Genomic DNA, 18228 nt, shown 5'->3' with positions numbered 1-18228 from the left:
AACTGGCACTCGATTATAGGGCCACATCCTGTGTAAATAAACGGCATTGTTTCACGAATGTGAACGAAACGTGTAACTGGCACCGACCGGAGAGAACAGCATGAAAAACGCAGAATTGAACCAACGCCGTCAGGACGCCACCCCGCGCGGAGTGGGCGTGATGTGTGGTTTTTACGCCGAGCGCGCAGAGAACGCTACGCTGTGGGATGTGGAAGGCAATGAAGTGATCGACTTCGCCTCGGGGATCGCCGTGCTGAACACCGGCCATCGCCACCCGAAGGTGATCGCCGCGATTGAAAAGCAGCTGCAGGCCTTCACCCACACCGCCTATCAGATCGTTCCCTACGAAAGCTATGTCTCGTTGGCGGAGCGCATCAACCAGCGCGCGCCGATCGCCGGCCCGTGTAAAACCGCGTTCTTCACCACCGGCGCGGAGGCGGTGGAAAACGCGGTGAAGATCGCCCGTGCTTACACCGGCCGCCCGGGGTTGATCACCTTCGGCGGCGGCTTCCACGGCCGTACCTACATGACCATGGCGCTGACCGGCAAAGTGGCGCCTTACAAACTGGGCTTCGGGCCGTTCCCCGGTTCGGTGTTTCACGGCCAGTACCCGAATGCGCTGTACGGCGTGACTACCGAAGACGCGATGAACAGCCTGGATCGCCTGTTTAAAGCGGATATCGATCCCAAGCAGGTGGCGGCGATCGTGCTGGAGCCGGTGCAGGGCGAAGGCGGTTTCAACGTGGCGCCGGCCGACTTTATGCAGGCGTTGCGCGCGCTGTGCGACCAGCACGGCATTCTTCTCATTGCCGACGAAGTACAGACCGGCTTCGCCCGTACCGGCAAGCTGTTCGCCATGGAGCACTACAGCGTTAAACCGGATCTGATCACCATGGCGAAAAGCCTGGCGGGCGGCATGCCACTGTCGGCGGTGGCGGGCCGCGCCGAGGTGATGGACGCGCCGGCGCCGGGCGGGCTGGGCGGCACCTATGCCGGCAACCCGCTGGCGGTGGCCGCCGCGCACGCGGTGCTGGACGTGATCGACGAAGAGCAGCTGTGCCAGCGCGCCCAGCGCTTGGGGCAGCACCTGGTGGAAGTGCTGCAGCAGGCGCGCAAAACCAGCCCGGCAATTGCGGATGTGCGGGCGCAAGGTTCGATGGTGGCGGTGGAGTTCAACGATCCGGCCACCGGTAAACCATCAGCCGATATCACCCGTCAGGTGCAGCAGAAGGCGATGAAAGAAGGGCTGCTGCTGCTGAGCTGCGGCGTGAACGGCAACGTGATCCGCTTCCTGTATCCGCTGACCATCCCGGACGATCAGTTCACCAAGGCGATGGGCATCCTGTCCCGCGCGCTGGCTCACTAAGGAGCGAACGGCATGAAATTGAACAATCCCGAGCTGTTGCGCAGCCAGTGTCTGATCAACGGTGAATGGTGCGATGCCCTGAGCGGCAAGCGCGAAGCGGTGATCAACCCGGCCACCGGCGCCGAGCTGGCCAGCATTCCGCTGGTCAGCGAAGAGGAAACCCAGCAGGCGATCGCGGCGGCGCAGCGGGCGCAAAACGACTGGAAACAGCTGACCGCCAAGCAGCGTTCCGCGCTGCTGTTGGCCTGGGCCGACAAGGTGCTGGCCGCACAGGAAGATCTGGCGCAGCTGATGACCGCTGAGCAGGGTAAATCGCTGGCGGAAGCGCGCGGCGAAGTGGCCTACGCCGCGTCGTTCATCACCTGGTTCGCCGAAGAGGCCAAGCGGGTGGACGGCGCGGTATTGCAGGCGCCGCAGGCTTCGCAGCGCCTGGTGGTAGTGAAGCAGCCGATCGGCGTGTGCGCGGCCATCACCCCGTGGAACTTCCCGGCGGCGATGATCACCCGCAAGGTGGCGCCGGCGCTGGCGGCGGGCTGCGCCATCATCGTCAAACCGGCCGAGCAAACGCCGTTGACCGCGCTGGCGCTGGCCAAGCTGGCGCAGGACGCCGGCATTCCCGCCGGCGTGTTGCAGGTGGTGACCGGGGAAGCGGCGCAGGTGGGCAAGGTGCTGTGCGACAGCCCGGTGGTGCGCAAGCTGAGCTTTACCGGTTCGACCGAGGTCGGCCGCATTCTGATGGCGCAATGCGCGCCGAGCATCAAGAAGCTGTCGCTGGAGCTGGGCGGCAACGCGCCGGTCATCGTGTTCGACGACGCCAATCTGGACGCGGCGGTGGCGGGCATCATGGCCTCCAAGTTCCGCAACAGCGGCCAGACCTGCGTTTGCGCCAACCGCATCTACGTGCAGGACGGCATCTACGAGCGGCTGGCGGAGAAACTGGTGGCGGCGGTCGAGCAGTTGAAAGTCGGCGACGGCAGCCAGGAAGGCACCACCCAGGGGCCGCTGATCGACAGCGATGCGGTGGCGAAGGTGCAGAGCCATATCGACGATGCGCTGATCAAAGGGGCGCAGATCGCCACCGGTGGCCAGCCGCACGCGCTGGGCGGCACCTTCTTCCAGCCGACGGTGGTGACCGGCGTGACGCAGAAAATGCGCTTCGCCACAGAAGAGACCTTCGGGCCGGTGGCGCCGCTGTTCCGCTTCCATGACGAGGCGGAAGCCATCGCCATGGCCAACGACACCGAATTCGGCCTGGCCGCCTACCTGTTCACGCAGAACGCCGCGCGCCAGTGGCGCGTGCCGGAAGCGCTGGAGTACGGCATGGTCGGCATCAACACCGGGCTGATTTCCAACGAAGTGGCGCCGTTCGGCGGCGTGAAACAGTCAGGGCTCGGGCGTGAAGGATCGCGCTACGGGATAGAAGAATATCTGGAGCTGAAATACCTGTGTATCGATGTGAGCTGTTGAGCGTCAGGACGTTAACCCATCCCGGCGGCCAGCGTCGCCGGGCGATAAAGGATGATGCATGTCTGATAATATCTCTGTTTCTCCGGCGCTTGCCGCCGGGGTGCGAGCACCTGCACCCGCCAAATCGTTAAGTTTCCTCGAAGGGGTGGCGATGATCGTCGGCACCAACATCGGCGCTGGGGTGCTCTCCATCGCCTACGCCTCCAGCAAGGCCGGCTTTCTGCCGCTGCTGTTCTGGCTGGTGCTGGTGGGAAGCCTGACCACCATCACCATGCTGTACGTCGCCGAATCCACGCTGCGCACCCGCGCGCATCTGCAGCTGAGCGGGCTGGCGAAGCGCTACGTCGGTGGCCTGGGCGCCTGGCTGATGTTCGCTTCGGTGTGCGTCAACAGCGTCGGGGCGCTTACCGCCTACATGACCGGCAGCGGCAAGCTGCTGCAATCGCTGTTCGGCATCTCGCCGGCGCTGGGCAGCCTGCTGTTCTTCGTGCCCGCCGCCGGCGTGCTGTACCTTGGGTTGAAAGCGATTGGCCGCGGCGAGAAGTTCATCAGCATCGGCATGGTGGTAATGTTGACCGCGCTGGTGGCGGCGACGCTGCTGAAAGACACCACCCAGATGCGCAACCTGCTGGACGGCGACTGGCGCTTTATGGTGCCGGTGTTCAACGTGGTGGTGTTCTGCTTCTCGGCGCAGTACATCGTGCCGGAAATGGCGCGCGGCTTTGCCGACAAGCCGGAGCAGTTGCCGAAGGCGATCATCGTCGGCATGGCGGTGACTTTCATTTTGCTGGCGGCGGTGCCGATGTCGGTGATTGCGCTCAGCGGGCTGGATGGCATCTCCGACGTGGCCACCATCTCCTGGGGCCAGGCGCTGGGGCAGTGGGCGTTCTTCTCCGCCAACATCTTCGCGCTGTGCGCGATGCTGACTTCCTACTGGGGATTGGGCGGCAGCTTCCTGACCAATATTTTCGACAAGTTCCGGCTGGGCAACGACGAGCTGCCGCTGCGCCGCTTCGGCGTGCTGCTGCTGGTGGTGGTGCCGCCGTTCGCGCTGGCCTACAGCGGGCTGGTGTCGTTCGTCAACGCGCTCTACTTCGCCGGGGTGTTCAGCGGGGTGATCCTGTCGATCATGCCGATGCTGATCCTGCGCGGCGCGCGCAAACACGGCGACCAAACCCCGCGCTGGCAGTGCAACTGGATCACGCACCCGCTGCTGCAGATCAGCATTGTGCTGCTGTACCTGGCCAGCGCGGTGTACGCCATCGCTTCATTGTTAGGCTATCTGCCCTCTGGATGGTGATTTGCCTTCCCTCAAGCAGTGATGTTGTTTCTCGGTATTGAGAACGGCGGCGTCGTGGCCGCCGATTTTTTTCTCAGGCGCGCCGCTTTGCCGACAGCGCCAGCCAGGCCTGCACCGACGGGCGCTGCCACTGCTTGTGCGCATAGTGGCGCAGGCGCTCCGGCACCGGATCGCCGTGCATCACCAGCCGGTTGAGCATCAGCGCCAGATCGGTGTCGGCGATGCACCACTCCCTGAATAGATTATCCTGCCCATGGCTCAACAGCTTTTCGACGGCGTCGATCAGCTTGCGTGCGGCCCCCTGTGCGGCTTCGGACAGCGGCGGGAACTTGCCGTTGTTGAACACCACTTCGGTCGAGCGCTCGGCGCGGATCGGCAGCAGATCGCTGCGCAGCCAGGCTTGAATCTCGCGCGCCTTGGCGCGCAGCTTCACGTCGCGCGGGTACACGGCGTGGGCCGGATGGATGTCCTCCAGGTATTCGGCGATCGCCGAAGACTCCGAGAGCTGAAACTCGCCGATGGCCAGCGTCGGCACCCGGCGGGTGAGCGACAGCGCCGCGTAGGCCGCCTCTTTATTCTCTTCTTTCGCCAGATCCACCGTCTTCACGGTGAACGGAATGCCTTTTTCCGTCAGCACGACAAAGGCGGACATGGCGTACGGGCTGAAAAATTCACTGTCGGTGTAAAGCTCGGTGATCGGTTGAGACATCGGCGGTTCCTCGGGGTTAAGGGGAGAACATTCATCATTGTCGAGGGATGGCTAAAAATCAATCTGTTAGGTCAAAAGTTGTTTGATGCCGCGGCCTGCAGCGCCGTGAGTTCCTTCCGGATGATGTGATATATTTGTTGCCAACACGTGAATTGAGCCGTATTGGGTAACATGAAGACGCAGTGGATAGAACGAGTGAAAGTGGGATGCGCGCGCCTGTGGCCGCACCCGCTGGCGGTGGGCAAGCGAGAGATGCTGATTTCCAGCGTCGGCGCCGGTTTGGGGCTGATGCTCGCCGGCTGGATCAGCCACTTTATTTTGGGCGAGGTGAACCTGTGGTTTATCGCGCCGATGGGCGCCTCGGCGGTGTTGCTGTTCGGCGTGCCCAACAGCCCGCTGGCGCAGCCCTGGTCGATCGTCGGCGGCAATGCGCTGGCGGCGACGGTGGGCGTCAGCGCCGGCCTGCTGATCCCCGATCCGGGGCTGGCCTGCGGCATAGCGGCGGCGGTGGCCATCGGCCTGATGTTCAAGCTGCGCTGCCTGCATCCGCCGGGTGGCGCGGTGGCGCTCACCGCTATCCTCGGCGGCCCCGGCATTCATCAGATGGGCTACCACTTCGTGCTGTACCCGGTGCTGCTGAACTCGGTGCTGCTGGCGGCGCTGGCCATTCTGTTCAATAACCTGGCCGGGCGACGCTACCCGCACGCGCTGGCGCCGGCGGAGGCCAAGCCGGCCAATCTGCCGATCGATGCCGTGTCCATCACCCGCGGCGATCTGCACGAGGCGCTGATGGAGGGGGATCTGTTCGATATCGACGAGGACGATTTGCAGGAGATCCTGCTGCGCGCCGAGCAGCTGGCGCATCAGCGGCAAAGCAAAACTGCCTGATCAGCCCAGCGTTTTGCGGTAAAACACTACCCGCTCCGTTTCGGCAAAGCCCAGCGCCGCATGCAGGCGCTGGGAGTCCAGATTGGCGATATCGGTATCCGACGCCAGCTCGCTGCACCCCTGTTGCTTCGCCCACTCCTGCACCTGCGCGATCAGGCGCGCGGCCCAGCCCTGGCGGCGGGCGCGTTCGGCGGTATAAATTCCTTCCAAAAACGCCACCGGCGACGATTCGCAGCCGTTGACGTAATCGTAGCGCAGCGCGACCTCGGCAAAGGCAACGAAAGCGCCGTCCAGCCCCCGCGCCATAAACGCGGTGTGGTGCGGTGAAGCCAGTATCTCGCGCATTTCCGCGCGGTGATCTTCAGGCGAGCCGGACGGCCACAGCGCGGTGCGCAGCGCCAGCCAGGCGTCGAGGTTGTCGTGGTCGCAGATGACGATCATGCGGGATCCTTATGAGTCGGAATAAATCAGGAATGCCGAGAGAGAAGTGTGGCACGCAGGCGGGAAACAAAAAAGCCACCCCGGACAGGATGGCTTGTAAGGCTGTGAAAACAGCAAAAATTTGGTGGCCCCTGTTGGGTTTGAACCAACGACCAAGCGATTATGAGTCGCCTGCTCTAACCACTGAGCTAAGGGGCCAAGCCGCGAGATTATAGGGAATCCTTAAGCGGCGGTCTACTGTTACTCGCCCGTATGTTGCTTTTCTGCACAGTTCTAGCCTGTTGTAATTGCTGGCGGATTTTGCGATAACCGCAGTAAATCCCTGCAATGGACTCACGACACTCATGGAACTTCTGGCGCCCAATCTGCGGGTGGTGTTTTGCGGCATCAACCCCGGTCTTTCTTCCGCCCATCAGGGCTATCCTTTCGCCAACGGCAGCAATCGCTTCTGGAAGGTGATCCATCAGGCCGGCTTTACCGAGAGCCAGCTGGCGCCGGAGCAGTGGCAGCAGCTGAAGGACAACGGCTGCGGCATTACCGCGCTGGTGGCGCGCCCGACGGTGGCGGCCAGCGAGCTGTCGCGCGACGAGTTGCGCAGCGGCGGCGAGGCGCTGCAAGAGAAGATCCTGCGCTATCAGCCGCGCGCGCTGGCGATTTTGGGCAAGCAGGCGTTCACCACCGCCTTCGGGGTGAAAAATGCGCCCTGGGGCAAGCAGACGCTGACGTTGGGGGAAACTGAGGTGTGGGTATTGCCCAACCCCAGCGGATTGAACCGCGCCACCCTGGAGCAGCTTACCGCCAGCTATCGCGAGCTGTTCCTGGCGCTGCAATGATGCGGCGAGGCGTATTCAGGGCATAAAAAAACCCCGGCAGGCCGGGGTTTTTGTTTTGGGGGCGGCAGCCGGACTTAGTCGTCCAGGAAGCTGCGCAGCACTTCGGAGCGGCTTGGGTGACGCAGCTTGCGCAGCGCCTTGGCTTCGATCTGACGAATACGCTCACGGGTAACGTCAAACTGCTTGCCGACCTCTTCCAGCGTGTGGTCGGTGTTCATGTCGATGCCGAAACGCATGCGCAGCACTTTCGCTTCGCGCGCGGTCAGGCCGGCCAGCACGTCGTGGGTGGCGGAGCGCAGGCTTTCCGAGGTCGCGGAATCCAGCGGCAGCTCGAGGGTGGTATCCTCGATGAAGTCGCCCAGATGCGAATCTTCGTCGTCGCCGATCGGCGTCTCCATCGAGATTGGCTCTTTGGCGATCTTCAGCACCTTGCGGATCTTGTCTTCCGGCATCAGCATGCGCTCGGCCAGCTCTTCCGGCGTCGGCTCGCGGCCCATCTCTTGCAGCATCTGGCGCGAAATACGGTTGAGCTTGTTGATGGTCTCAATCATATGCACCGGAATACGGATGGTGCGCGCCTGGTCGGCGATGGAGCGGGTGATAGCCTGACGGATCCACCAGGTGGCGTACGTCGAGAACTTGTAGCCGCGGCGGTATTCGAACTTGTCTACCGCTTTCATCAGGCCGATGTTGCCTTCCTGAATCAGATCCAGGAACTGCAGGCCGCGGTTGGTGTATTTCTTGGCGATAGAAATAACCAGACGCAGGTTGGCCTCAACCATTTCTTTCTTCGCGCGGCGCGCTTTCGCTTCACCGATCGACATGCGACGGTTGATGTCTTTGACCTGCTCGATGGTCAGGCCGGTTTCTTCTTCGATCTGACGCAGTTTCTGCAGGCTGCGCTGCACGTCTTCAGCCACGTCTTTCAGCTTTTCCGACCATGGCTTGGCCATCGCCAGCGCGGCTTCGAACCAGGAATCGCTGGTTTCGTTGCCGGCGAACAGGGTGACGAAGTTTTTCTTCGGCATTTTGCACTGTTCAACGCACAGCTTCATGATGATGCGTTCCTGGGTGCGAACGCGATCCATCATGGTGCGCATGCTGTTGACCAGGAAGTCGAACTGTTTCGGCACCAGGCGGAACTGCTTGAACACTTCGGACAGCTTCAGGATCTCGTCCGCGGCGCTGGCGTGGCTGCGGCCGTTCTTCTTGATCACCAAGCGCGTCGCTTCATACTGATCGCGCAGCTCGGCGAACTTCTGACGCGCCAGCTCAGGATCGATGCTGTTGTCGTCTTCGGTGTCGTCCTCTTCGGCATCCTCATCTTCTTCGTCGTCGTCTTGCTCTTCGCTCGACAGTTCGGAACCGATGTGGGTGGCGGTTGGGGCGATGTCCTCTTCCGCGTTAGGATCGACGAAGCCGGTGATCAGGTCGGACAGGCGCGCTTCGCCCGCTTCGACGCGATCGTATTGTTCAAGCAGGTAGGTAATGGCTTCCGGGTATTCGGCAACCGAGCACTGCACCTGGTTGATGCCGTCTTCGATGCGCTTGGCGATGTCGATTTCGCCTTCGCGCGTCAGCAGTTCGACGGTACCCATTTCGCGCATGTACATGCGCACCGGGTCGGTGGTGCGGCCGATTTCGGATTCCACGCTGGACAGAACCTGTGCGGCGGCTTCTTCCGCATCTTCGTCCGTGCTGTTCGAGTTTTCGGCGAGCAGCAGGTCATCGGCGTCCGGTGCTTCTTCCATCACCTGGATGCCCATGTCGTTAATCATCTGGATGATGTCTTCGATCTGATCGGAGTCGACGATATCTTCCGGCAGATGGTCATTGACCTCAGCATAGGTCAGATAGCCTTGCTCCTTACCACGGGTGACAAGTAGCTTCAGCTGTGACTGCGGGTTTTGCTCCATAAGACGGTATCCACACTTCAGAGTATTTAGGTTGGTGTCGGTCGGCGAAACCGCCAACAATAGCATTTGGGGCGTTTTCGTTATCGCCGCGGCCCACTATGGCGGCACTGTGCAGGGCTCTGCCCTCGCAATTATCGGCACTTAAGCCGTTTGGTATTCAGTTTTTCTTCGCTAAAACCTGGTTGAGGGAACGGACTTCTTCACGTTCCTCCGGGCTCAGGCCGCGCGTTCTGGCCTGGGCGATCAGCGTTTCCAGCCGTTGCTCGAGCACCGAGTCGTACAGGCTGGCCAACGTATCCAAAAAGGTCTGCTCGACCATATCCTCAACGATCATATGGTTCCAGGTCGCCAAGGTTTCAAGCTGCTGGCTGAATTTGTTGTCGCGATACAGCTCCAGCAATTGCCCGGTCGTCAGGCCCGGCTGCGCCAAACAGGTCTGCACCAGTTCGACGAACAGCGGCAATCCCGCCTGTTTGGTCTGCTCCAGCCCTTCAAGCGAAGGGATAAGTGTAGCCAACTGCGGATTTTGCACCAGTAGCCCTATCAGTATACGCATGGTTGTGCGTTTTAGCTGGGGCGCCTGATAAGGATTCGCATTTTCCGCCTGCTTGGGCATCAGCTTGTCGAGCTGGCTGTCGTCCAGCAGCCCCAGCTTGTTGCCGAGCTCCTGGCGCAGGTACAAGCGCAACGTTTCGCCCGGCACCTGAGTAATCAGCGGCAGCGCCAGCGTGCTCAGCTTGGCGCGCCCGTCCGGGCTGCTCAGATCCACCTGCGGCAGCAGGCTTTCGAACAGGAAAGTGGACAGCGGCTGCGCCTGCTCCATTCGCTGTTCGAAGGCTTCTTTGCCTTCCTTGCGCACCAGGGTGTCCGGGTCTTCGCCGTCAGGCAAAAACATGAACCGCAGCTGGCGCCCGTCGTTCAGGTACGGCAACGCGGTTTCCAGCGCCCGCCATGCCGCTTCGCGGCCGGCGCGGTCGCCGTCGTAACAGCAGACGACGTTGTCGGTGGCGCGGAACAGCAGCTGAATGTGTTCAGCCGTCGTCGAGGTTCCGAGCGAGGCGACGGCATAATCGATGCCGAATTGCGCCAACGCCACCACGTCCATATACCCTTCCACCACCAGCAGCCGCTGCAGGGTAGGGTGGTTCTGCTGTGCTTCATACAGGCCGTAAAGCTGGCGGCCCTTATGGAAAACTTCGGTTTCCGGCGAGTTCAGGTACTTCGGCATGCCATCGCCCAATACGCGGCCGCCGAAGGCGATCACGCGCCCGCGTTTGTCGCGGATGGGGAACATCACCCGTTCGCGGAAACGGTCGTACGAACGCCCCTGATCGTTAGTCACCAGCATGCCGGCATCGTTCAATGCGCGGCGCGAGTCGGCGTCGCGGCCGAAACGCTTCAGGGCGTTGTCCCATCCCGCCGGCGCGAAGCCGATGGCGAAATGGCGAATAACGTCGTCACTTAATCCGCGCTGCTGCAAATAGCTGCGCGCCGGTGCCCCGGAGGACTGCTGCAGTGACTGTTGATAGAACGCGCTGAGCTGCTCCATCAGTTGGTACAGGCTCTGGCGCTGATGGCGTTCGATCTGGGTTGGCCCGGTGCCCGCTTCGTAAGGCACTTCCAGCCCGTGCATGGTCGCCAGCTCTTCGATGGTTTCGACAAACTCAAGCCGGTCGTAATTCATCAAAAAGTCGACGGCGTTGCCGTGCGCACCACACCCAAAACAGTGATAAAACTGCTTTTCGCCATTAACGGTAAATGAAGGCGTCTTTTCGTGGTGGAACGGACAGCACGCGTGGTAGTTCTTACCTTGCTTCTTGAGCTTCACGCGGGCGTCGATCAAATCGACGATGTCGGTGCGAGCCAGCAAGTCATTGATAAATACGCGCGGAATTCGTCCAGCCATAAGCCCTTACTTCATTAGCCTATAAACGAGAACAAGCCGCGCATTCCTTTCGGAAAGCACGGCCTTCGTATGCAACTACTCGGTCTGCGCGATTTTGAAAATCAGAAATTCACGCGGTGGGGTTGCCCCCGAAGAATTAATACAGACGAGTGCGGCGTGCGTTTTCGCGAGCCAGTTTCTTCGCGTGACGTTTCACAGCAGAAGCTTTAGCGCGTTTACGTTCGGTAGTTGGTTTTTCATAAAACTCACGACGACGAACTTCAGCTAAAACACCTGCTTTTTCGCAAGAGCGTTTGAAACGACGCAGAGCAACGTCAAATGGCTCGTTTTCACGTACTTTAATTACCGGCATGTGCCTCTCACCTCAATAAAATTCGGTTTGTTGCTGGCCAAGCGCCAGCCTTTTCAAAATGGTGCGGAATTTTACTCCAATGGATGCTGCTTTGTAAAGCACCACAGCAAATTGAAACCCGCGTCGCTCTGCCGCAACGTGCGCAATTTTGCACCGGGCGCTGATTATAGACTAATCAGAAAAAAATGCTCGTGTTTAATCGCCTGGGCATTTTCTGGATGAATCATCGACATAGGTGCGAGCCGGTGACAAGATGCGCCGCGCTGGCGGTAAATGCGGCGGAATGTGGTAGACTGGCGGCCGCACGTGAATGATGGGAAATGTAATGCGAGTACTGGGTATAGAAACGTCCTGCGATGAAACCGGAATTGCAGTGTATGACGATCAAACCGGTTTGTTGGCCAACCAATTATACAGCCAGGTGAAGCTGCACGCCGACTACGGCGGCGTGGTGCCGGAACTGGCCTCCCGCGATCACGTGCGCAAAACCGTGCCGCTGATTCAGGCGGCGCTGAAAGAGGCCAACCTGACCCCGGCCGACATCGACGGCGTGGCCTACACCGCCGGGCCGGGCCTGGTGGGGGCGCTGCTGGTCGGCGCGACCGTCGGGCGCGCGCTGGCGTTCGCCTGGAACGTGCCGGCGGTGCCGGTGCACCATATGGAAGGCCATCTGCTGGCGCCGATGCTGGAAGACAATCCGCCGGCGTTCCCGTTCGTCGCGCTGCTGGTCTCCGGCGGCCACACCCAGCTGATCAGCGTCACCGGCATCGGTGAGTATGAACTGCTGGGCGAGTCGATCGACGACGCCGCCGGCGAAGCGTTCGACAAAACCGCCAAGCTGCTCGGCCTGGATTATCCCGGCGGGCCGATGCTGTCGAAGATGGCGCAGCAGGGCTCGGCGGGGCGCTTCATCTTCCCGCGGCCGATGACCGATCGTCCGGGGCTGGACTTCAGTTTCTCCGGGCTGAAAACCTTCGCCGCCAACACCATCCGCTCCAACGGCAACGACGATCAGACGCGTGCCGACATCGCCCGCGCCTTCGAGGATGCGGTGGTGGATACGCTGGCGATCAAATGCAAACGCGCGCTGGAGCAGACCGGCTTCAAGCGCCTGGTGATGGCCGGCGGCGTAAGCGCCAACCGCACGCTGCGCGCCAAACTGGCGGAGATGATGCATAAACGCGGTGGGGAAGTGTTCTATGCCCGCCCGGAATTTTGCACCGACAACGGCGCGATGATCGCCTATGCCGGCATGGTGCGCCTGAAGAGCGGCGCCAACCCGGAGCTGAGCGTTTCGGTGCGGCCGCGTTGGCCGCTGGCGGAATTGCCTGCGGTATAAAACAAAGGGCCGGATTATCCGGCCCTTCTGCTATTCGTCTTTCGGCTGGTCGCCGTTATCCGCGTCGTTTTTCTTCTTGCGCAGCTTGCCCCAAATCTTGCCTTCCTGGCCGCGCCACAGGCGCTGAATATTGTCGTGATGCCGCATCAGGATCAGGCAGGAGAGCATCGCCACCGGGAAGGTGAACTGCGGTTTGAACCACCAGACGTAGAACGGGGCGATCAGCGCGCTGACGATGGCGCCGAGCGAAGAGTAACCGCTGAGCAGCACCGTCAACAGCCAGGTACCGGTCATCAGGCCGGTCAGATCCCAGCCGATAGGCGCGATGGCGCCAAATGCCGTCGCCACGCCTTTACCGCCACGGAAGTGGAAGAACACCGGATAGATGTGCCCCAAACAGGCGGCGATCGCCGTCAGGCCGAGGTACAGCGGCGGCACATCGAGCTTGTAGGCCAGCCAGACCGGCAGCATCCCTTTCAGAATATCGAACACCAGCACCGCCGCCGCCGCCAGCCGGCCGCCGATGCGCAGGACGTTGGTCGCCCCGGGGTTTCCTGAGCCATGTTCACGCGGATCCGGCAGCCTGGCGATCCGGCAAACCAGGATCGCACTGGAAATCGAGCCGCACAGATACGCGAAGATAATCATGCCAAGCGCGGTAGCACTCATAACGCGGTTCCGTTTAATAATGGTCGTTTTACTCGCAACATCCATGGATAATACGCACATTCCGCTGGAAGTGGTATCCGGCAAGGCCAAAAACAGAGAATGACGTGATGGATATCGTATTTATTGAAGAGCTTACCGTAATTACCACCATTGGCGTTTATGAGTGGGAACAGGGCATTCGTCAGAAGCTGGTGTTCGATATCGAAATGGGCTGGGATAACCGGCCGGCCGCCGCCAGCGACGACGTAACTGACTGTCTGAGCTATGCCGACGTCAGCGACGCCGTGATCCGGCACGTTGAATCGAACCGGTTCGCGCTGGTGGAACGCGTGGCGGAGGAAATATCCGAAATTTTGCTTCAGCGCTTCAATTCCCCGTGGGCCCGTATTAAGGTCAGCAAACCGGGCGCTGTAGCACATGCCAATCGGGTCGGCGTGATCATTGAGCGCGGCACTCGTCCCGCATGATTTTATGTCATCTGCTTGCAACGAAAGACCGTTAAGCTGGTCTTAATCCTGAGAATTGTTTTAGCGGCATTGTCTTTAAGCACTGCCGCTTTTTTATGTTTATGTTAGTCGCAAATTTATGGGGTGAGCGAAGCACATGACGGACATGCATTCACTGTTTATTGCGTTTGTTCTTGGGGTTGTCGAGGGATTAACCGAATTTCTGCCGGTGTCTTCCACCGGGCATATGATCATCGTTGGCGAGTGGCTGGGCTTTACCGGCGACAAAGCCAAGACCTTTGAAGTCATCATCCAACTGGGGTCGATCCTGGCGGTGGTAGTGATGTTCTGGCGCAGGTTGTTCGGCCTGATCGGCATCCATTTCGGCGGCAAGCCGGTGGAGCACGAGGGCAAAACCCACGGCCGGCTGAAGCTGGGGCACATCCTGTTGGCGATGATCCCGGCGGTGGTGCTGGGGTTGATATTCCACGATGTCATTAAATCGCTGTTCGCGCCGAAAAACGTGATGTACGCGTTGGTGGTCGGCGGCCTGCTGCTGCTGGCGGCGGAATGGCTGAAGCCGAAGAAACCGCGTGCGGAAGGGCTGGATGACATCACCTACCGGCAGGCGTTTTTGATCGGTTGCTTCCAGTGCCTGGCGCTGTGGCCGGGCTTCTCCCGTTCGGGTTCCACTATCGCCGGCGGTATGCTGGTGGGCGTGAACCGCTATGCGGCGTCCGAGTTCTCCTTCATTTTGGCGGTGCCAATGATGATAGGCGCCAGCGGCCTGGATCTGTACAAGAGCCTGCACTTCCTGACCTGGGGCGACCTGCCGATGTTCGCCGTCGGTTTCGTTACTGCCTTCGTGGTGGCGCTGATTGCGATCAAAACCTTCCTGTCGCTGATCAAACGCATCTCGTTCGTGCCGTTCGCCATCTACCGCTTTATCGTGGCGGCCGTGGTTTACATGGTATTCCTGTAAGCCCGATGCCAGGAAAAACCCCGCTCTGCGGGGTTTTTTTATGCCTGATCGTTGAGGATGGTTTGGTTGAGTTTCCAGTCGGCCAGCGCCTGCTGGCGACGGCGTTTGAGCTCGTCGCGGATCGCGGTGCCCTGCAGCCCGCTGGCTACCACTTCTTTAATAGATACCGCGTTCGCCACCTGATACGCCTGGCGCAGATAGTCGCCCTGCGGATAAGGATTCTCCTCAAAGCCGGTACGGCCGCGCGCATCCGCTTCGCTGGTCAGGATCATCTGCTCCAGCCGTTGCGGTTTGCGCCAGACGTCGATGGCGTCGAACAGCTTCAACAGGGTCTCCGGACGCAGCTTGTTCACGGTGTGGCTCAAATCATGGTACTCGGCCACCAGCTTGCTCAAATCCCGTACCGGGTTGGGCACCCGCAGCCGCTGGCACAGCGCTTCGACCAGCCGCACGCCCGCCGGGCCGTGGCCGTGGTGATGCGGCCAGAACTCTTTCGGCGTCAACCCTTTGCCGAGATCGTGGCACAGGGTGGCGAAGCGCACGTCCACCTCCGGCGTGAGGCGGGCGGCAATCGCCAACGCCATCAGCGTGTGTACGCCGGTGTCGATCTCCGGGTGCCACTTGGCGGGAGCCGGCACGCCGAACAGCGCGTCGATTTCCGGGAACAGCACCGCCAGCGCACCGCAATCGCGCAGCACCTGAAAATAGACCTGCGGGCTCTGGCTTTGCAGCGCCTTTTCGGTTTCCTTCCAGACGCGTTCGGCGGTCAGCGCGGCCAGTTCACCGCTGTGCGCCATCTGGCGCATCAGGGCGAGCGTTTCGTCGGCGATGCGAAAACCCAGATGGGCGAAGCGGGCATTGAATCGCGCCACGCGCAATACGCGCAGCGGATCTTCGCCGAACGCGTCGGAAACGTGGCGCAGCACGCGCGCCTGCAGATCGGCCACGCCGCCGTATGGATCAATCAGCTCTCCTTCGGCGGAGCGGGCGATGGCGTTGATGGTCAGATCGCGCCGCAGCAGATCTTCTTCCAGCGTCACGTCCGGCGCGGCATAGCAGGTAAAACCGGTGTACCCCTGGCCGGATTTGCGCTCGGTGCGCGCCAGCGCGTACTCCTCGTGGGAGTCGGGGTTGAGGAACACCGGAAAATCTTTACCGACCTGCTGGTAGCCCAACGCCAGCAGCTCTGCCGGCGTGGCGCCCACCACCACCCAATCATGATCGACCACCGGAATATTGAGCAGGCTGTCGCGAACGGCGCCGCCGACCAGATAAATCTGCACTGTTGACTCCTGAATATCGTGTAAGGCTCTGTCTATCAGATTACATGAATTGGCCGCGGGATGTCGGCGCCAATGAAAAGGGCGCCCGCAGGCGCCCATACTCAAACTGAACGATACTGAGATCAGTTCATCCAGCGGTTGTTGTTCTTGCGGCGCGGGATCAGGTGCGGCAACAGCAGGCCCAGCAGCAAACCGACGCCGGCGACGCCGCCGCCGTACATGAACCACTGCAGGATAATGGTGCGCTGCTTGTCGTCGAGCTGCAGGTTAACGGCGTTGACCTTCTTCTGCGCGACCACCAGCTGGTTTTTCAGATCCTGGTTTTCCTTCTGCAGGCTGCTGATGGTGCTGTCGCTGCCCGCGACTTTTTCCTGCATTTCCGAGGTACGCTGGTTCCAGGTGTTGTCGATGTTGGCCAGCTTGTCGGTCAGGGTTTTCACCTGCTGTTCCAGCTCGGGCACGCGGGTGCGCAGGCTTGGCGTCTGGCTGAGCTGGTCGAGCGGGATCCAGGTGGTGCGGCCTTTCGGATCGCGGATCTGGCCGTAGTTGGTGCTGTCGTTGACGCTCAGCAGGGTCACTTCTTCACCGGCGTTGAGAGTGCCGACAATACGGTACTGATTACCTGGGCCGCTATGGACGTAAGTGCTTAACTCATCGGAGATATAGCGTTTATCTTCGGCATGTGCGGCCCAAGTGATGCTGAAGCTCAGCGCGGCAAGGCAAATCAGGCGTAATTTCTGCATTAGTTCATCGTTTCTGGGTGAATTTATGGAACGATAGTAGAGGGTTCAGTCTGACGACGCAACGCCAAAACCGGAATGAGAACTATCTTACTGTGGCTGATTCTGTGAGTTGCGCAGTGTTTTATAACGTAACAGGTTTTTTCTACAGTTAGCAGGGTTAAGGCGCCGGGAATCGCGGTAAGATAACGGCAACTGTGCGTCAGTGGGCAGCATACGGCGGGCCGAACGCGCCGCGCTGAAACCGACGTGAATGCATAACTTATTGGTGTTAAAGAATTATGACCGTTGAAATTGAACTGAAATTCATCGCCGCGCCGCAAGCGGTAGCCGCTCTGCCACACTGGCTCGCCGCCTGGCCGCATCAGCATTCCGCGCCGCAAAAACTGACCAACATTTACTTCGAAACGGCCGACAACTTCTTGCGCCGTCACGACATGGGGCTGCGCATTCGCGGTTTCGACGATCGCTATGAGATGACCATCAAAACCGCCGGTAAAGTGGTGGGCGGCCTGCACCAGCGCCCGGAATACAATGTCGCTATCGCCGAGCCGCAGCTGGCGCTGGCGCAGTTTCCTGCCGACATTTGGCCGCAGGATTGCGATATCGCAGCGTTGCAGCAGGCGTTGCAACCGCTGTTCCGTACCGATTTCGTGCGTGAGAAGTGGGTGGTTACTTACGGCCAAAGCGAGATAGAGATTGGCCTGGATCAGGGCGAGGTGCGCGCCGGTGATCTCAGCGAAGCCTTGAGCGAGATCGAGCTGGAGCTGCTGAAAGGCAATACCGCCGATCTGCTGGCGTTAGCCGGTGAGCTGGCGGCGCACGACGGGCTGCGTCAGGGCAGCCTGAGCAAGGCGGCGCGCGGTTACCACCTGGCGCAGGGCAATCCGCCGCGCGAGGTGCGCCCGCTGCAGGTGCTGAAGCCGGCGGCGAAGGCGACCGTCGAACAGGGGATGATCGCCGCCTTCGAGCTGGCGCTGAGCCACTGGCAGTACCATGAAGAGCTGTGGCTGCGCGGCGACGCGCAGGCGCGCGCCTCGGTGGTTGAGGCGGTCGGCACGATCCGCCAGGCGCTGGTGATCTTCGGCGGCCTGGTGCCGCGCAAGGCCAGCGCCGATCTGCGCGCCCGCCTGACCGAGCTCGAACCGCTGTTGGCGGACAAAGCCGCGCAACCAGAGACCCTGTGCTACAGCGCGGCCTACCTGCAATGTAAGTTGGCGCTCACATCATGGCTGGTGAGCGGCGCCTGGCGGCCGTTTATTGACGCCAAAGGGCAGGCCAAGCTGGACGGTTCTTTCAAACGCTTCAGCGACATCATGCTGGGGCGCAGCGGCGCGGAGCTGAAAGAGGCCTTCAGCCGTACGCTGAACGAAGATGAATATCAGGAACAATTGCCGCGCCTGACGCGTCAGATTTCGGCGCTGGTCCTGCTGTCGGGCGCTTACCCCGACGAGCAGAGCGGGCCTTACATCGAGGCCTGGCGCGAACTGCAGGCGGCGCTGAGCGAGCGCCGCCAGGGCTGGTATGAAGCCAGTCGCAAACAGGCCTTATCGCATGCGCCATTCTGGTTAAACGGCGCGCTTCGTTAATC

17 protein-coding genes and 1 tRNA gene are annotated in these 18228 nt (G+C 60.9%); 9 read left to right on the top strand and 9 right to left on the bottom strand.

The genetic code is table 11. The features are described 5' to 3' along the window. Positions 1-100: 100 nt before the first annotated feature. Genes ACK3CV_RS21875 through ACK3CV_RS21865 form a run of 3 tightly spaced genes read left to right on the top strand, consistent with a single transcriptional unit; the run spans position 101 to position 4133 of the window. Positions 101-1366 (top strand): 4-aminobutyrate--2-oxoglutarate transaminase, encoded by a 1266-nt coding sequence (locus ACK3CV_RS21875; protein ID WP_060439231.1) that lies wholly within the window; start codon positions 101-103, stop codon positions 1364-1366. A 12-nt stretch (positions 1367-1378) separates the two neighbouring features. Beyond that, positions 1379-2833, top strand: coding sequence for an NAD-dependent succinate-semialdehyde dehydrogenase (locus ACK3CV_RS21870; protein WP_164039595.1), 1455 nt, complete (start codon positions 1379-1381; stop codon positions 2831-2833). A gap of 58 nt (positions 2834-2891) precedes the next feature. Then, the gene (locus tag ACK3CV_RS21865; protein ID WP_033636085.1) at positions 2892-4133 is read left to right on the top strand and encodes an aromatic amino acid transport family protein; all 1242 of its coding nucleotides are present in this window, start codon (positions 2892-2894) and stop codon (positions 4131-4133) included. 73 nt (positions 4134-4206) lie between these two features. Here the strand turns inward: ACK3CV_RS21865 and yfcF are convergent, their stop codons facing one another. Beyond that, positions 4207-4842, bottom strand: coding sequence for a glutathione transferase (gene yfcF, locus ACK3CV_RS21860; protein ID WP_033636084.1), 636 nt, complete (start codon positions 4840-4842; stop codon positions 4207-4209). 171 nt (positions 4843-5013) lie between these two features. On the opposite strand from yfcF, the gene ACK3CV_RS21855 reads away from it, so the two are divergent. Then, positions 5014-5730 (top strand): HPP family protein, encoded by a 717-nt coding sequence (locus ACK3CV_RS21855; protein ID WP_033654786.1) that lies wholly within the window; start codon positions 5014-5016, stop codon positions 5728-5730. On the opposite strand, the gene ACK3CV_RS21850 is transcribed toward ACK3CV_RS21855, so the two are convergent. Further along, on the bottom strand, positions 5731-6171 hold the full coding sequence (locus tag ACK3CV_RS21850) for an aminoglycoside N-acetyltransferase AAC(6')-Ic (protein WP_033649026.1): 441 nt from the start codon (positions 6169-6171) through the stop codon (positions 5731-5733). Positions 6172-6293: 122 nt separating this feature from the next. Next, positions 6294-6369 (bottom strand) — tRNA-Ile (locus ACK3CV_RS21845). 146 nt (positions 6370-6515) lie between these two features. On the opposite strand from ACK3CV_RS21845, the gene mug reads away from it, so the two are divergent. Next, positions 6516-7004 (top strand): G/U mismatch-specific DNA glycosylase, encoded by a 489-nt coding sequence (mug, locus tag ACK3CV_RS21840; RefSeq protein ID WP_033649053.1) that lies wholly within the window; start codon positions 6516-6518, stop codon positions 7002-7004. 74 nt (positions 7005-7078) lie between these two features. Here mug and rpoD read toward each other — a convergent pair whose 3' ends face one another. From rpoD to rpsU, 3 genes are all read right to left on the bottom strand, one after another. Then, positions 7079-8920 (bottom strand): RNA polymerase sigma factor RpoD, encoded by a 1842-nt coding sequence (gene rpoD, locus ACK3CV_RS21835; protein WP_033636080.1) that lies wholly within the window; start codon positions 8918-8920, stop codon positions 7079-7081. Positions 8921-9077: 157 nt separating this feature from the next. Beyond that, positions 9078-10826: a DNA primase gene (gene dnaG, locus ACK3CV_RS21830; RefSeq protein ID WP_025304325.1), complete on the bottom strand. Its 1749-nt coding sequence runs from the start codon at positions 10824-10826 to the stop codon at positions 9078-9080. A gap of 136 nt (positions 10827-10962) precedes the next feature. After that, positions 10963-11178 (bottom strand): 30S ribosomal protein S21, encoded by a 216-nt coding sequence (rpsU, locus tag ACK3CV_RS21825; protein WP_001144069.1) that lies wholly within the window; start codon positions 11176-11178, stop codon positions 10963-10965. 325 nt (positions 11179-11503) lie between these two features. Between rpsU and tsaD the strand changes: the two genes are divergently transcribed. Beyond that, positions 11504-12517, top strand: coding sequence for a tRNA (adenosine(37)-N6)-threonylcarbamoyltransferase complex transferase subunit TsaD (gene tsaD, locus ACK3CV_RS21820; protein WP_033636079.1), 1014 nt, complete (start codon positions 11504-11506; stop codon positions 12515-12517). Between the two features lie 30 nt (positions 12518-12547). Here tsaD and plsY read toward each other — a convergent pair whose 3' ends face one another. Then, positions 12548-13186, bottom strand: a complete 639-nt coding sequence (gene plsY, locus ACK3CV_RS21815) for a glycerol-3-phosphate 1-O-acyltransferase PlsY (RefSeq protein ID WP_033636078.1) — start codon at positions 13184-13186, stop codon at positions 12548-12550. Positions 13187-13293: 107 nt separating this feature from the next. On the opposite strand from plsY, the gene folB reads away from it, so the two are divergent. Both folB and bacA read left to right on the top strand, forming a co-directional pair. Further along, on the top strand, positions 13294-13653 hold the full coding sequence (gene folB / locus ACK3CV_RS21810) for a bifunctional dihydroneopterin aldolase/7,8-dihydroneopterin epimerase (RefSeq protein WP_164141370.1): 360 nt from the start codon (positions 13294-13296) through the stop codon (positions 13651-13653). Between the two features lie 136 nt (positions 13654-13789). Beyond that, a complete protein-coding gene (gene bacA, locus ACK3CV_RS21805; protein WP_164039598.1) occupies positions 13790-14614 on the top strand; it encodes an undecaprenyl-diphosphate phosphatase in 825 nt (274 codons plus the stop codon). Positions 14615-14652: 38 nt separating this feature from the next. Here the strand turns inward: bacA and ACK3CV_RS21800 are convergent, their stop codons facing one another. Beyond that, positions 14653-15897, bottom strand: a complete 1245-nt coding sequence (locus ACK3CV_RS21800) for a multifunctional CCA addition/repair protein (protein ID WP_164141349.1) — start codon at positions 15895-15897, stop codon at positions 14653-14655. A gap of 122 nt (positions 15898-16019) precedes the next feature. Continuing rightward, on the bottom strand, positions 16020-16640 hold the full coding sequence (locus tag ACK3CV_RS21795; protein WP_019453078.1) for a TIGR04211 family SH3 domain-containing protein: 621 nt from the start codon (positions 16638-16640) through the stop codon (positions 16020-16022). Positions 16641-16918: 278 nt separating this feature from the next. On the opposite strand from ACK3CV_RS21795, the gene ACK3CV_RS21790 reads away from it, so the two are divergent. Then, positions 16919-18226: a CYTH domain-containing protein gene (locus ACK3CV_RS21790; protein WP_164039600.1), complete on the top strand. Its 1308-nt coding sequence runs from the start codon at positions 16919-16921 to the stop codon at positions 18224-18226. Positions 18227-18228: the final 2 nt, after the last annotated feature.

The organism is Serratia sp. TSO36, from assembly GCF_057808395.1.
Note: the sequence above shows the minus strand (reverse complement) of the source record. Positions and strands in the feature narration are given on the sequence as shown.